This window comes from Agrobacterium sp. 20P9.1.2 (assembly GCF_057799395.1).
The window spans coordinates 184,533-197,181 of record NZ_JBYOKI010000006.1; the positions used below are offsets into that span (position 1 = coordinate 184,533).

At 59.2% G+C, this 12,649-nt stretch carries 13 protein-coding genes; 7 read left to right on the forward strand and 6 right to left on the reverse strand.

What is annotated here, in order from left to right; genetic code table 11:
* Positions 1 to 140 precede the first annotated feature (140 nt).
* Both AC27VJ_RS17635 and AC27VJ_RS17640 read left to right on the forward strand, forming a co-directional pair.
* Complete coding sequence (locus AC27VJ_RS17635) at positions 141 to 548, forward strand: hypothetical protein (RefSeq protein WP_488685116.1); 408 nt, start codon at positions 141 to 143, stop codon at positions 546 to 548.
* Positions 549 to 568: 20 nt separating this feature from the next.
* Positions 569 to 1,750: a M20 aminoacylase family protein gene (locus tag AC27VJ_RS17640; protein WP_488685117.1), complete on the forward strand. Its 1,182-nt coding sequence runs from the start codon at positions 569 to 571 to the stop codon at positions 1,748 to 1,750.
* Positions 1,751 to 1,806: 56 nt separating this feature from the next.
* Here the strand turns inward: AC27VJ_RS17640 and AC27VJ_RS17645 are convergent, their stop codons facing one another.
* Positions 1,807 to 1,950, reverse strand: coding sequence for a hypothetical protein (locus tag AC27VJ_RS17645; RefSeq protein ID WP_488685118.1), 144 nt, complete (start codon positions 1,948 to 1,950; stop codon positions 1,807 to 1,809).
* A 225-nt stretch (positions 1,951 to 2,175) separates the two neighbouring features.
* On the opposite strand from AC27VJ_RS17645, the gene AC27VJ_RS17650 reads away from it, so the two are divergent.
* Entirely contained in the window at positions 2,176 to 3,276 is a 1,101-nt protein-coding gene (locus AC27VJ_RS17650) for an NAD(P)/FAD-dependent oxidoreductase (RefSeq protein WP_488685119.1), read from the forward strand.
* Here the strand turns inward: AC27VJ_RS17650 and AC27VJ_RS17655 are convergent.
* From AC27VJ_RS17655 to AC27VJ_RS17665, 3 genes are all read right to left on the reverse strand, one after another.
* On the reverse strand, positions 3,273 to 4,250 hold the full coding sequence (locus AC27VJ_RS17655; protein ID WP_488685120.1) for a threonine ammonia-lyase: 978 nt from the start codon (positions 4,248 to 4,250) through the stop codon (positions 3,273 to 3,275). The genes AC27VJ_RS17650 and AC27VJ_RS17655 overlap by 4 nt on opposite strands.
* A 115-nt stretch (positions 4,251 to 4,365) precedes the next feature.
* Complete coding sequence (locus tag AC27VJ_RS17660) at positions 4,366 to 5,799, reverse strand: aldehyde dehydrogenase family protein (RefSeq protein ID WP_488685121.1); 1,434 nt, start codon at positions 5,797 to 5,799, stop codon at positions 4,366 to 4,368.
* A 162-nt stretch (positions 5,800 to 5,961) separates the two neighbouring features.
* Positions 5,962 to 6,858 carry an NAD(P)-dependent oxidoreductase gene (locus AC27VJ_RS17665; RefSeq protein ID WP_488685122.1) on the reverse strand — a complete coding sequence of 299 codons (897 nt, stop codon included), beginning with the start codon at positions 6,856 to 6,858 and terminating at the stop codon, positions 5,962 to 5,964.
* 163 nt (positions 6,859 to 7,021) lie between these two features.
* Here AC27VJ_RS17665 and AC27VJ_RS17670 point away from each other — a divergent pair, with 163 nt between their 5' ends.
* Together AC27VJ_RS17670 and AC27VJ_RS17675 are read left to right on the forward strand one after the other, a co-directional pair.
* Entirely contained in the window at positions 7,022 to 7,816 is a 795-nt protein-coding gene (locus AC27VJ_RS17670) for a transporter substrate-binding domain-containing protein (protein ID WP_488685123.1), read from the forward strand.
* Positions 7,817 to 7,849: 33 nt separating this feature from the next.
* Positions 7,850 to 8,665: an amino acid ABC transporter permease gene (locus AC27VJ_RS17675; RefSeq protein ID WP_488685124.1), complete on the forward strand. Its 816-nt coding sequence runs from the start codon at positions 7,850 to 7,852 to the stop codon at positions 8,663 to 8,665.
* Position 8,666: 1 nt separating this feature from the next.
* Here the strand turns inward: AC27VJ_RS17675 and AC27VJ_RS17680 are convergent, their stop codons facing one another.
* Both AC27VJ_RS17680 and AC27VJ_RS17685 read right to left on the reverse strand, forming a co-directional pair.
* Positions 8,667 to 9,182: a nuclear transport factor 2 family protein gene (locus AC27VJ_RS17680; RefSeq protein ID WP_488685125.1), complete on the reverse strand. Its 516-nt coding sequence runs from the start codon at positions 9,180 to 9,182 to the stop codon at positions 8,667 to 8,669.
* 119 nt (positions 9,183 to 9,301) lie between these two features.
* A complete protein-coding gene (locus tag AC27VJ_RS17685; protein ID WP_488685126.1) occupies positions 9,302 to 10,594 on the reverse strand; it encodes an MFS transporter in 1,293 nt (430 codons plus the stop codon).
* A gap of 208 nt (positions 10,595 to 10,802) precedes the next feature.
* Here AC27VJ_RS17685 and AC27VJ_RS17690 point away from each other — a divergent pair, with 208 nt between their 5' ends.
* Both AC27VJ_RS17690 and leuC read left to right on the forward strand, forming a co-directional pair.
* A complete protein-coding gene (locus AC27VJ_RS17690) occupies positions 10,803 to 10,955 on the forward strand; it encodes a hypothetical protein (RefSeq protein ID WP_488685244.1) in 153 nt (50 codons plus the stop codon).
* Positions 10,956 to 11,018: 63 nt separating this feature from the next.
* The gene (leuC, locus tag AC27VJ_RS17695; protein WP_062452992.1) at positions 11,019 to 12,428 is read left to right on the forward strand and encodes a 3-isopropylmalate dehydratase large subunit; all 1,410 of its coding nucleotides are present in this window, start codon (positions 11,019 to 11,021) and stop codon (positions 12,426 to 12,428) included.
* Positions 12,429 to 12,649 lie beyond the last annotated feature (221 nt).

Sequence of the window (12,649 nt, forward strand, 5' to 3'; positions counted from 1 at the left end):
TCGTATTCTGCACTCTGGTGAGGATCTGGTCTATTTAACCGGAACTTGTTTCAGATTGCTTTTGGAAATTGAAACAACTTTGGCAGCTTTATTTCTTGCTGATCCTGAACCTTTGCTGAACCACCGCGAACCAGCACACGATGATCGACATGAAACCTGCTCGCCCATCAACATGGCATTTTTGGGCAGGAGGCTTCACTTCTCAAGAAAATCAACTATTTGACACTGAATTGGCAGGTCGGGCGCGTCATCGCGCCATGCCTTTCATGAAACACTTCGCACACTCCCCCAAAGCGAAAACACGTCATGTTGTGCCCTATCCCGTTTCGTCACTGAACCCCTTGGGTGCCCACGTCTTTTTGAAAGACAAGAAGCTACCCAAAGGAGGGAATGGTTTAAGGCGTCATCAGTTCCATGCCACCTGTCGTGCTTCTGCGCAAGCGCCGAAATTACTGAGCTTGAATCATGCCGCCTCATGCACCCCTCGACCCTTATCAGGGGCCGGCAATGCTGCTAAACAAGGCAGACGCAAAATAGCCATTTCATGACAACATGCCGGACCTGAAACATGACGATACAGCCGAAAAACGCCGCCGCATTCGCCAACCACATGCCGGATGTCCGGGCGATCCGTCATCACCTGCATCGCAATCCGGAAATCGGACTGTCGGAATTCAAGACATCGGATTTCGTTGCAGCCCAACTGGAAGCGATGGGTTATGAGGTGACGCGCGGGCTTGCCGGAACCGGCGTCGTCGCAACCCTGCGCAATGGCACGGGCGGCAAGACCGTTGGCATCCGCGCCGATATCGATGCGCTGCCGATCGTTGAAGACACCGGCGCTGATTATGCCAGCCTCAATCCCGGCGTCATGCATGCCTGCGGCCATGACGGACACACGGCCATGCTGCTGGGCGCAGCCAAGATCATTGCGGAACGCCGCAATTTCGATGGCACAGTGCACCTGATTTTCCAGCCAGCGGAAGAAAATTTCGGCGGCGCGCGGATCATGATCGAGGACGGCCTGTTCGAGCGCTTTCCCTGCGATGCGGTCTTTGCGCTTCACAACGAACCCGGCCTGCCCTTCGGCCATTTCGTGCTGCGCGACGGACCGATCATGGCGGCGGTGGATGAGTGCAAGATCACCGTCAATGGCTATGGCGGTCACGGTGCAGAACCGCAAAGCGCGCTCGATCCCATCGTTGCGGGTGCCAGCATCATCATGGCGCTACAGACCATCGTGTCGCGCAACATCCACCCCCTGACACCGACGGTCGTGACCGTGGGCGCTTTCCATGCGGGCGTGGCCAGCAATGTCATTCCTGAAAAAGCGGAAATGCTGCTCACCATCCGCTCTTTCGATGCCGATGCCCGCGACGAACTGGAAAAGCGCATCCGTCTCATCGCGGAAGGACAGGCGGCAAGCTACGGCATGAGCGTGACGCTCGATTACCAGCGGGGCTACAACCCGACCGTCAACCACAAGGCCGAGACGGATTACATCGTCGATCTCGCCAGCCGCTTTGCCGGTGCCGACAAGGTCATGGAGATGCCACGCCCCACCATGGGTGCGGAAGATTTCGCCTATATGCTGGAAGAGCGCCCCGGCGCCTACTTCTTTCTCGGCACCCAGCGAACCGAAAACGATCCGCCGCTGCACCATCCCAAATTCGATTTCAATGACGATATCCTGCCTGTGGGCACGGCATTCTGGGTCGAGTTGGTGGAAGATTACTTGAAGGCTCAATAGCCATTAGGCAAAAAGGCCGGTCAGTGACCGGCCTTTTGTGATCGGGCTTGGGAGAATTAGGGAACCAGACCAAGAATGACTGCGCCGACAAAGGCGAAGCTGACGCCGACGATGGCCGTATGGATGGTGGCCTGCCAGCTGCGCGATGGCGGGGGCGATGGTGAGAAATCTTTGATTTTTCCGGCTTTGGAATAAGACATCGAACCCTCCCTCGTTGACACTGCCGGATAAACCGGCCTCTCGACTGTGGATGCTAGAATAGCTTTATTCTCTAGTCTTTCTGTAGAGATGATTTTCCATTATTTGCCGAAATCGGGAAAAATACTGATCGTCACTTGCCTCCCAACACGCATCGATCTACCCGATTTGCAGTATCAACGCGCAGCACCATTTCCGGTTCAACACAAAAGTTAACGGAAAGTCACTTGGCAGATATCGACGTCATCATCATCGGCGCAGGCGTGGTCGGGCTTGCCACGGCACGCACCCTGTCTCAGGCCGGGCTGTCCACTATCGTTCTGGAGCGTGAGGGCGAATTCGGCACCCAGACCTCGTCGCGCAACAGCGAGGTCATCCATGCCGGGCTCTATTACCCCAAAGGCAGTCTAAAGGCGCGTTTCTGTGTCGAAGGCAGGCATGAACTCTATGCTTTCTGTGAAAGCCATGGCGTCGGTCACCGCCGCTGCGGCAAGCTGATTGTCGCAACGACTGGCGAAGAAATCCCGCTTCTGGAAAACCTGCGGGCGCGCGGCCTCGAAAACGGCTGCGGTGATCTGACGCTGATCGATGCGGAGCAGGCGAAACGCATGGAGCCTGCACTGTCTTGCGAGGCGGCCCTTTTCTCACCCTCCACCGGCATCATAGACAGCCATGCCTACATGCTGGCGCTTCTGGGCGATGCAGAAGATGCGGGTACCGTGATCGCCTATCATGCGCCGTTCATGCGCGCAAAACCGACCGATGGCGGCTTTCGCGTCGATGTCGGCGGAAAAGAGCCAATGCAACTGACCTGCCGGTTGCTGGTCAATGCGGCAGGGCTCACCGCACCCCATGTGGCCCAGAACATCGAAGGTCTTGCCGCCGATCACATACCCGTTCCGCGTTTCGCCAAGGGTTCCTATTTTTCGCTGTCGGGCAAATCACCCTTCTCGCGGCTGATCTATCCAGCACCTCACAGCCACGGCCTTGGCGTTCACCTGACGCTCGACCTCGGCGGGCAGGCGCGCTTCGGGCCGGATGTGGAATGGGTCGATGAGATCGAATATGCCGTCGATTCCCGCCGCTCGAAAGGTTTCGATGAGGCGATCCGGCGCTACTGGCCCGGTCTTCCTGACAATGCGCTAGTGCCTGCCTATTCCGGCATTCGGCCAAAGATTTCAGGCCCTGACGATCCCGCCATGGATTTCCGCATCGATGGGCCGGAAACCCACGGTATCGACGGTCTCGTCAATCTCTTCGGCATCGAAAGCCCGGGGCTGACGGCATCGCTGGCGATTGCCGCAGAGGTGTCGCGCCGCCTCACCTAATCCACAAAGCGCGACAGGGCAGACGCCATCACCTCGGGATCGACATTACCGCCGGAGGCGACCGCGATGACCGTTTGCGCCTGCAACGCTGCACCGTGAAACAGAGCAGCAGCCAGCGCCACCGCACCGCCGGGCTCGACCACCACCTTCAGGCGCAGAAAGGCAAGCACCATGGCACGCAGGGCTTCCTCTTCCGTCACCGCAATGCCGGTGCCACAGTGGCTGGCCATGATCGGGAAGGTGATGTTGCCGGGCTGTGGCGTTATGATCGCATCGCAGACGGAGCCGGACAGTGCATCATTGCGCTCTATTCTGCCCGATGCCAGTGAGCGGGCAACGTCATCGAATTTTTCCGGCTCGCAGGTCCGCACTGTGTAACCCGGAGCCCTGGCCTCCAGCGCCAGCGCAACGCCCGATGTCAGCCCGCCGCCACCGCAGGGAACCAGAACCTCGGCCTGATCGATGCCAAGCTCATGCCCCTGCTCGGCAATTTCCAGACCCACCGTGCCCTGTCCGGCAATAACCAGGGGTTCATCGAAGGGCTTGATCAGCGTCAGGCCGCGCTCCTGCGAAAGCTTCGCGCCGATGGCATCACGGTCGTCTTTCGAGCGGTCGAACAAAACGACTTCGGCCCCGTAGGCTTTGGTATTGTCGATTTTTATTTTCGGCGCATCCTGCGGCATGATGATGACGGCGGGAACGCCGTGCAGGGCTGCGGCCAGCGCCACGCCCTGCGCGTGGTTGCCGGAGGAAAAGGCGATGACGCCGCGCTGGCGCACATCCTCAGCAATGCCTGAAACGGCAGACCAGCCGCCGCGAAATTTGAAAGAGCCGGTGCGTTGCAGGCATTCGGCCTTCACCAGAATTCTGCGCCCGGCGATCTCGTCCAGAAAGGGCGATGACAGCAACGGCGTTCGAACCGCCTCGGAACCAATACGCTGGCGTGCCGCCTCGATCATCGAAATATCTGTCATGCTGTCCCTGTCTCTCTGCCTGTTTTGCGCTCACACCATAGGCAGAAATCGCCGCCGGAGAAGAGGCAAAAAATCCCCGGACAGAGCCGGGGATCGTTCTCGTCAGATACCGATATCAGGCCAGCGTATAGGCCGTCTTCACCGTGGTGAAGAACTCGCTCGCATATTTGCCCTGCTCACGCGGGCCGAAGGAAGATGCCTTGCGGCCACCGAAGGGAACGTGGAAGTCCACGCCCGCCGTCGGCAGGTTGACCATGACCATGCCCGCTTCGGCATTGCGCTTGAAGTGGGTTGCATGCTTGAGGCTGGTGGTGGCGATGCCGGAAGACAGGCCGAATGGCGTGTCATTGGCAACGGCCAGTGCCTCGTCATAATCCTTTACGCGGATGACGGCTGCGACAGGTCCGAAGATTTCTTCCTGCGAAATGCGCATGCTGTTGGTGGCTTCGGTAAACAGCGTCGGCTGAAGGAAGAAGCCGGGTGTTTCGCGCTTGACGAGATCGCCGCCGAAGGCAACCTTGGCACCTTCCTTTTTGCCGATCTCGATGTAATCGGTGTCCTGCTTCAGCTGCTTTTCATCAACGACCGGACCGACATGGGTTTCCTTGTCCATAGCGTGGCCGACATTGATCTTGGCCAGACGCTCCGTCATGGCGGCGACGAACTTGTCGTGAATGCCTTCGGTGACGATGATGCGCGAAGACGCCGTGCAGCGCTGTCCGGTAGAGTAAAAGCCGGAGTTTGCGGCTGCTTCGACGGCAACGCTCAAATCGGCATCATCGAGAACCACGAAGGGGTTCTTGCCGCCCATTTCCAGCTGGAATTTACGGTTGAACGGCAGCGAAGACGCCGCCACGCGCTGGCCGGTGCCGGTGGAGCCGGTAAAGGTGATGCCGGACAGATGCGGGCTGTCGAGCATGGCCTGACCGACGACCGAGCCGCGGCCCATGACAAGGTTCAGAACGCCCTTCGGCAGGCCAGCGCGGTGGAGAATATCGACAATCGCCCAGGAGCAGCCCGGAACCAGATCGGCAGGCTTGAAGACGACGGTGTTGCCGTAGCAGAGCGCTGGCGCGATCTTCCAGGCCGGAATGGCAATCGGGAAGTTCCATGGCGTGATGATGCCGATGACGCCGAGCGGTTCACGGGTGATTTCGACGCCGATATTCGGGCGGGCAGACGGAATGACTTCACCAGCAAGGCGCAGCGCTTCACCGGCAAAGAAATCGAAGATCTGCGCGGCGCGGATGGTTTCGCCGATGCCTTCGGCCAGAACCTTGCCCTCTTCACGGGCCAGAAGCGCGCCGAGTTCTTCCTTGCGGGCCAGAATTTCGTCAGCGGTCTTTTTCAGAATCGCATGGCGTTCCAGAATGCCGGATCGCGACCATGCCGGAAAAGCGGCCTTGGCAGCGGCAATCGCCTCTTTCGCATCGTCTGCGCTCGCCTGCGCATAAAGACCGACGACCTCGTTGGTGTCGGACGGGTTGATGTTTTTCGACGTATCGGCGCCGATCCACTCGCCGTTGATGAGATTCTGGTGAACTGTCATGAAGTGCTCCCTGTGATGTCGAGCGGCGACCATCTCGTCACCCTCTTTCGTCCAAGGCCAACCGGCCAAAAGCTAGCCGCGCGGATAAGCGGCAAAATTGGTCGCGACCTTATGTCATCTTATCTGTCTGGAAAAGTCACCATATCATAATATTATCAGATTTTATGAAGATCGCTGCCGACCGTTCATTTTTTCGAGGTGCAGAAGGAGGCCACTATGGTCGATATCCGCACCGCCATCGCCGACGAAAAGATCGAATTCCTGCTTAATCGTCTGCGTCAGCGGCAAATCCAGCGACAGGTCTTTGGCCGTCGCCAGCACGCCGTTGAGATCCTTCAGCTGGAATTTGGAAGGACCGCCCGGCACGAAGTCGCGTTTGACCATGCGCTCACCGTGCAGTTCCAATATCCGGCTTTCGGCAAAACCGCCGCGAATGGCATTGCGGAACCCTTCGCGCGAAGCACCGCCGGCCTCCACCAGCATCATCGCCTCGGCAACCGCACCGATGGTGATGGCCACGATCTGCTGGTTGGCCAGCTTGCAGAGTTGCCCGGCACCCGAGGGGCCGACATAGGTCAGCCTGCCCATGGCGGCAAAGACGTCCGAAAGGCTTGCAACCAGCGCCTCATCACCACCCGCCATGATAGCCAGCGTGCCCGCACTTGCGCCGACGACGCCACCCGACACCGGCGCATCGATGTGACCGATGCCGAGTGCGCTCAGCCTGCCAGCATGGTCGCGCGCGATGGGCGGAGCAATCGAACTGCTGTCGATGACGACCGCGCCTTTTTCCAGCACCTGCGCCACGCCGCTGTCGAACAGCACGTCGCCCACCGCCTTGCCATCGCTCAACATGGTGATGACGACATCGGCACCCTTCGCCGCGTCTGCCGGAGATGAGGCCAGCACCGCACCATCGGCCACCAGCACCTGCGCCTTCTCGGTGCTGCGGTTCCAGACCCGGACGGTAAATCCAGCTCTCAGGAGATTGCGCGCCATGGGCCCGCCCATCAATCCCGTGCCGATAAAGGCGATCACGCGGCTATTGTCTTTGGTCATCGTCATTCCTCCCGAACTGGTTTCAATGTGCACATTACCGTCCTCTCCGAAAGGGCGTTTGGGCTCGGCGCGGTTCGCTGAGGCGCGCAGCCTGCGCAATGCGCTCTTGCCCTCCCACTTCAAACCATGTCATTTTCCCGCATTGCCAGCAGGAGATACGACATTGCTCAGACGCTCGTTTTTCATCGCCATTGCCGCGACCATTCTGTCGCCCGCTTTTTCCTTCGCCGCCGACCTGCCGGACCTGAAGGGCAAAACCGTGGTCGTTGTCACGGAAAATGCCTATCCGCCGCTGCAATTCGTCGATCCCGCCTCCGGCAAGGCAATCGGCTGGGAATATGATGCGATGGGCGAGATCGCCAAGCGGCTGAATTTCAAGGTCGAGTATCAGAACACATCCTGGGATGCGATGATCCAGGCCGTGTCCGATGGTCAATACGACATCGGCATGACCGGCATCAGCATCAAGGACGAGCGCAAGCAGAAGGTGGATTTCTCCAATCCCTATATGCGCTCGGAAATGTTCATGCTGGTGCGCGCCGATGAGACACGCTTTACCGATGTAAAGAGCTTTGCCGCCTTCGACAAGGGGCTGGTCGGCGCGCAGGCCGGGACCACGCCTTTCTATACCGCCGTCTACGACATTCTCGACGGCAATGAGCAGAATCCGCGGGTGAAACTGATGGAAACCTTCGGAGCAACCGTGCAGGCGCTGAAAACTGGCGATGTCGATCTTGTGCTGACGGATGGCGTAGCTGGCAAAGGCTATGTCGATGCATCCGGCGGCACGCTGAAGCTGATCGGCAGCCCCTTGGGCGGCGATGATTTCGGCTTCATCTTCAAGAAGGGCTCCGATCTGGTCGCGCCTGTGAACGCCGCCATTGCCGCGCTGAAGGCAGACGGCACCTTTACCGCGCTCGATAAGAAGTGGTTTCTGGACTACAAGCTCGGCCAGTAAGCCCATGACTGGCAATAACGGAAAGAAGACAGCGTGAGCCAGAGGCGCAGATCCACCGCAACGGATGATTTTCCTTGGTGGCTGGTGGCGCTCGTCGGCATCGGGCTGGTGCTGGCCGTGGTCATTGCGGTCAACGGCATCTACGCGCAGGTCTTTGCCACCGTCATCAAGGGCATCGGCATGACGGTTTTCGTCACGCTGGTCGCCTTCGCGCTCGCCTCGCTTTGGGGTCTGCTCATCGCCATCATGGGCATGGCCGACACACTCGTGCTGCGCCAGATTGCCCGTTTCTATATCGAAACGGTGCGCGGCATCCCCGTTCTCGTCGTGTTGTTCTACATCGCCTTCGTCGGCGCACCCGCCTTCGTCAGCCTCTTCAACTGGGTTATCACCCCGCTCATTCAGGCCGGATGGGTGGAGGAGATGCTGGTGCGTGATTTTTCGCTGACATGGCGGGCCATTCTGGCGCTGACCATCTGCTACGCCGCCTTCATCGCGGAAATCTTCCGCGCCGGTATCGAGGCGGTGGATGAGGGGCAGATCGAAGCCGCCAAGGCGCTCGGTCTCAACCGCTTTCAGCGTTTTCGCCTCGTCACCTTTCCGCAGGCGATCCGCACGATCTTTCCGCCGCTCTCCAATGATTTCGTGTCCATGGTCAAGGACAGTTCGCTGGTCTCGGTGCTGGGCGTCATGGATATCACCCAACTCGGCAAGGTCTATGCGGCGGGCTCGTTCCGGTTTTTCGAAACCTATTCCATCGTCGCCTATATCTACCTCATCCTGACGCTCGGCCTGTCGCTGGCACTGCGGCGCGTGGAAAAATCCCTGCGCCGCAGCCCGCGCGGATAGATCATTGGCCTTTGAGCGCCGAATCCCAATGCTCATCCGCCTTGCCGTCCACGAAGCGCCATGTGTCGAACCATGTCGTCGTGTAGATCTTGGACGGGTCTTTCGGGTCCCTGATCTCACGCACGAAACCAACCGTCACCAGATCGCCCTCGGCGGTCACGAAAGCGACGGGCGAGCTGATCTTGTCCGGAATGGGCTTCTTCGGCACTTTCAGCACCTCGGTGAAGAACTTGATCACACCGTCACGGCCCGATGCGGCATTGGGATTGTGCTGGATATAACGCTCGGTCAGATATTGATCCGCCTTGTCCCAATGGCCGGCTTCCAGCAGATCGCGGATGATCTTGTAAGTCACCTGCTTGTTGGCATTCAGCTTCGGGTCCGGACTGGTGAACAGCGCTTCGGCGTCGGGCGCCTTGACGACGGCCTCCTGGGCCTGGGCTGGCAGAGAAGCCAGCGCAAATGTGGGCAGCGAAAGAGCGCAACCAAGCGCGATATGTCTGATGAAGCGGATCATGTGTTCTCCTCATGGATGCGGGCAGTGGATGCCGGACCATAGAACGCAGAGAACGCTACCGGAAGCAGGCAGTTTTTCCGCCGCTGGTCACATGCAGGGAACCAGCGGCGGAAGAGGCGTCAGGCGTGCGCTTCGGCCTGCTTCTTCGCCTGCGCCGCAATCATGCGACCGGCAATGATGACGAGCACGCCCGCCACCGCCAGGCAGGCGGAGAGAAAGAACATCGGCGCAATCGTGCTGCCAGTCTGATCCTTGATCCATGGCACCACATTCTGCGCCACGAAGCCGCCGAGGTTGCCTACCGAGTTGATGGCGGCAAGACCCGCCGCCGCACCGGCACCCTTGAGGAACCGGCCCGGCAGGCTCCAGAACACCGGCTGGCCTGCAAAAATGCCAGCGGCTGCGATGCACAGAAACGCAAATTGCAGAACCGGCATCGTCACCAGCGCCGACATCAGCAGGCAGAACGCGCCGAGGAAGGCCGGGCCGACGATGTAGGGCGTCTTGTTTTCCGCACGGTCGGCAGCCGCTGGAATGACGTAGAGCGCAACCGCCACTACGATCCACGGAATAATGTTGATGAAGCCGTTGGTGGTGTTGGAAACGCCAAAGCCCTTGACGATGGTCGGCAGCCAGTAGCTCAGACCATAGGCCGCCAGCGGAAAGCCGACGAAGCACAGCGACATGAACAGCACACGCGGATTGATCAATGCCTTGAAACCGTTTTCGGCATGTTCTTCCATATCGAAGTTTTCAGACGCGATGCGGTTCTTCAGCCAGTCCTTTTCCTCCTGGGTCAGGAACTTCGCCTTCTCAGGCGTGTCGTCCAGATAGAAGATGGTGAAGATACCGGCGATGACGGCCGGAACGCCCGTGGCAAGAAACACCCATTCCCAGCCCGCATAACCGAACAGCCCGTCGAGATCGAGCAGCATACCGCCCAGCGGTGCGCCCACGGCATTGGCCAGCGCACTGAAGATCATGAACAGCCCGACCATCCGTCCGCGGTAATCCCGCGGGAACCACAGGGTCAGGAGATAGAGAACGCCGGGAAAGAAACCCGCTTCGCAGGCGCCCAGCAGAAAGCGCAGAATATAGAACATCGTCTGGCTGCCGGTATAGGCGAGCGCAATCGTCACCAGCCCCCAGGAAATGATGATGCGTGCGAACCAGCGACTGGCCCCGAACCTTGTCAGCAGCAGGTTGCTGGGAACCTCGAAGATGAAATAACCAATGAAGAACAGCGATGCGCCAAGGCCATAGGCATATTCGCTCAATCCCAGATCGCCCACCATCTGCAGCTTGGCAAAGCTCACATTCTGCCGGTCGATATAGGCGATGAGGTAGAGAAGCCCCAGAAACGGCATCAACCGCCAAGTGATTTTTGAAATGAGTGCTTTTTCAGATACCAAAACGTACCCTCCCCTGTCCGCTGCATGAAAATGCAGGCCGAATACAATCGAGAGCGCAGCCCTTCACGCAAGCGTTACGGCGTCGTGAGATCACAACTGCGCGAGAGCGTAACGCGCGAAACTCGATTTTTATCCCGCCAAGGATGATCAATCTCGCGGCGGCGGACCGCCCGGCTAAGCGGATTTCATTCGGTGCGGCAATATTGCCGTGGAAAAGCCGATCTGCTATGAAAGAAGCATGGGATCGAAATTCGGATGTCTCGCGCAAAACATTTTCGTGCTGCAGGACCACAAGCGTCTGCCGGCGCGCTTTTTCGCGGATATTTCCGGCGCGCTGAATACGCGACTTACGTTCGCCTGATAGCCCCTCGCTGTCAGTCTTTTCGCGAACCCAAATCCTTTTCAATATCTGATGGATATAGCCATGAGCGCACCTCGCACCCTCTATGATAAAATCTGGGACGACCACGTCGTCAATCGTGACCCGGACGGAACCTGTCTTCTCTACATCGACCGTCACCTCGTGCATGAGGTGACGAGCCCGCAGGCCTTCGAAGGTCTGCGCTTGGCCGGTCGCCCTGTTCACTCGCCCACCCGCACGCTGGCCGTGGTCGACCACAATGTTCCCACCACCGCCGACCGTCTTGAGGGCATCAAGAACGAGGAAAGCCGCATTCAGGTGGAAGCGCTGGCGCAGAATGCTGCGGAATTCGGCGTCGAATATTACTCCGAGCGCGACAAGCGCCAGGGCATCGTTCACATCGTCGGGCCGGAACAGGGCTTTACCCTTCCGGGCATGACCATCGTCTGCGGTGACAGCCACACCTCCACCCACGGTGCCTTCGGTGCGCTCGCGCACGGTATCGGCACATCGGAGGTCGAACACGTTCTGGCGACCCAGACGCTGATCCAGAAGAAGGCCAAGAACATGCTGGTGCGTGTCGATGGCAAGGTGCCAGACGGCGTCACCGCCAAGGACATCATTCTGGCCATCATCGGCGAAATCGGCACGGCTGGCGGCACCGGCCACGTCATCGAATTTGCCGGTGAGGCGATCCGTTCGCTCTCCATGGAAGGCCGCATGACGGTCTGCAACATGACCATCGAGGGCGGCGCGCGTGCCGGTCTCATCGCACCCGACGAAACCACCTTCGACTATATCAAGGACAAGCCACGCGCACCCAAGGGCGAGACGCTGGAACAGGCCATCGCCTATTGGAAAACGCTAAAGTCCGATGAAGGCGCGCATTACGACAAGGTCGTTGTGCTGGATGCCGCCAACCTGCCGCCCATCGTTTCCTGGGGCTCCTCGCCGGAAGACGTGGTCTCGGTGCAGGGCACGGTTCCCGATCCGGACGAGATTGCCGACGAGAACAAGCGCAATTCCAAGCATCGCGCGCTGGACTATATGGGCCTTAAGCCCGGCACCAAAATGACGGATATCGCCATCGACCGCGTCTTCATCGGCTCCTGCACCAATGGCCGCATCGAGGATTTGCGGGCTGCCGCCAAGGTGGTCGAAGGCCGCAAGGTCGCCCCCACGGTCTCCGCCATGATCGTTCCCGGCTCCGGTCTGGTGAAGGAACAGGCGGAAAAGGAAGGTCTGGACAAGATTTTCCTCGAAGCAGGTTTCGAGTGGCGCGAGCCCGGCTGCTCCATGTGCCTTGCCATGAATGACGACCGCCTCGCCCCCGGCGAACGCTGCGCATCCACCTCCAACCGCAACTTCGAGGGACGTCAGGGCTATAAGAGCCGCACCCACCTCGTCTCCCCTGCCATGGCGGCAGCGGCAGCCGTTGCGGGCCATTTCGTGGATATTCGCGAGTGGCAGTAAACAGGCCATGATGATCGACCGAAAGCCCTTCGGGTTTTCGGTCCTTCGGCCTGCGCTGATTGACAGCGCCCTTCCCTGCATAACACTTTGAAAATCATCGAGCCGTGATTTCTCGTCTTTGACGGGGAATGACGTCTGATCGTCTTTACGACTGCTCACGCCTCAATGGCCCAATCATCCAGACTTGCAGCCAAAAGAAAAGGCGGTCCGAAGACCGCCTT

Excerpts from the sequence above, each read along its gene's own strand:
- AC27VJ_RS17635 (WP_488685116.1), top strand. The coding sequence starts at position 141 with ATGATCGACATGAAACCTGCTCGCCCATCAACATGGCATTTTTGGGCA.
- AC27VJ_RS17640 (WP_488685117.1), top strand. The coding sequence starts at position 569 with ATGACGATACAGCCGAAAAACGCCGCCGCATTCGCCAACCACATGCCG.
- AC27VJ_RS17645 (WP_488685118.1), bottom strand. The coding sequence starts at position 1,950 with ATGTCTTATTCCAAAGCCGGAAAAATCAAAGATTTCTCACCATCGCCC.
- AC27VJ_RS17655 (WP_488685120.1), bottom strand. The coding sequence starts at position 4,250 with ATGACAGATATTTCGATGATCGAGGCGGCACGCCAGCGTATTGGTTCC.
- AC27VJ_RS17660 (WP_488685121.1), bottom strand. The coding sequence starts at position 5,799 with ATGACAGTTCACCAGAATCTCATCAACGGCGAGTGGATCGGCGCCGAT.
- AC27VJ_RS17665 (WP_488685122.1), bottom strand. The coding sequence starts at position 6,858 with ATGACCAAAGACAATAGCCGCGTGATCGCCTTTATCGGCACGGGATTG.
- AC27VJ_RS17680 (WP_488685125.1), bottom strand. The coding sequence starts at position 9,182 with ATGATCCGCTTCATCAGACATATCGCGCTTGGTTGCGCTCTTTCGCTG.
- leuC (WP_062452992.1), top strand. The coding sequence starts at position 11,019 with ATGAGCGCACCTCGCACCCTCTATGATAAAATCTGGGACGACCACGTC.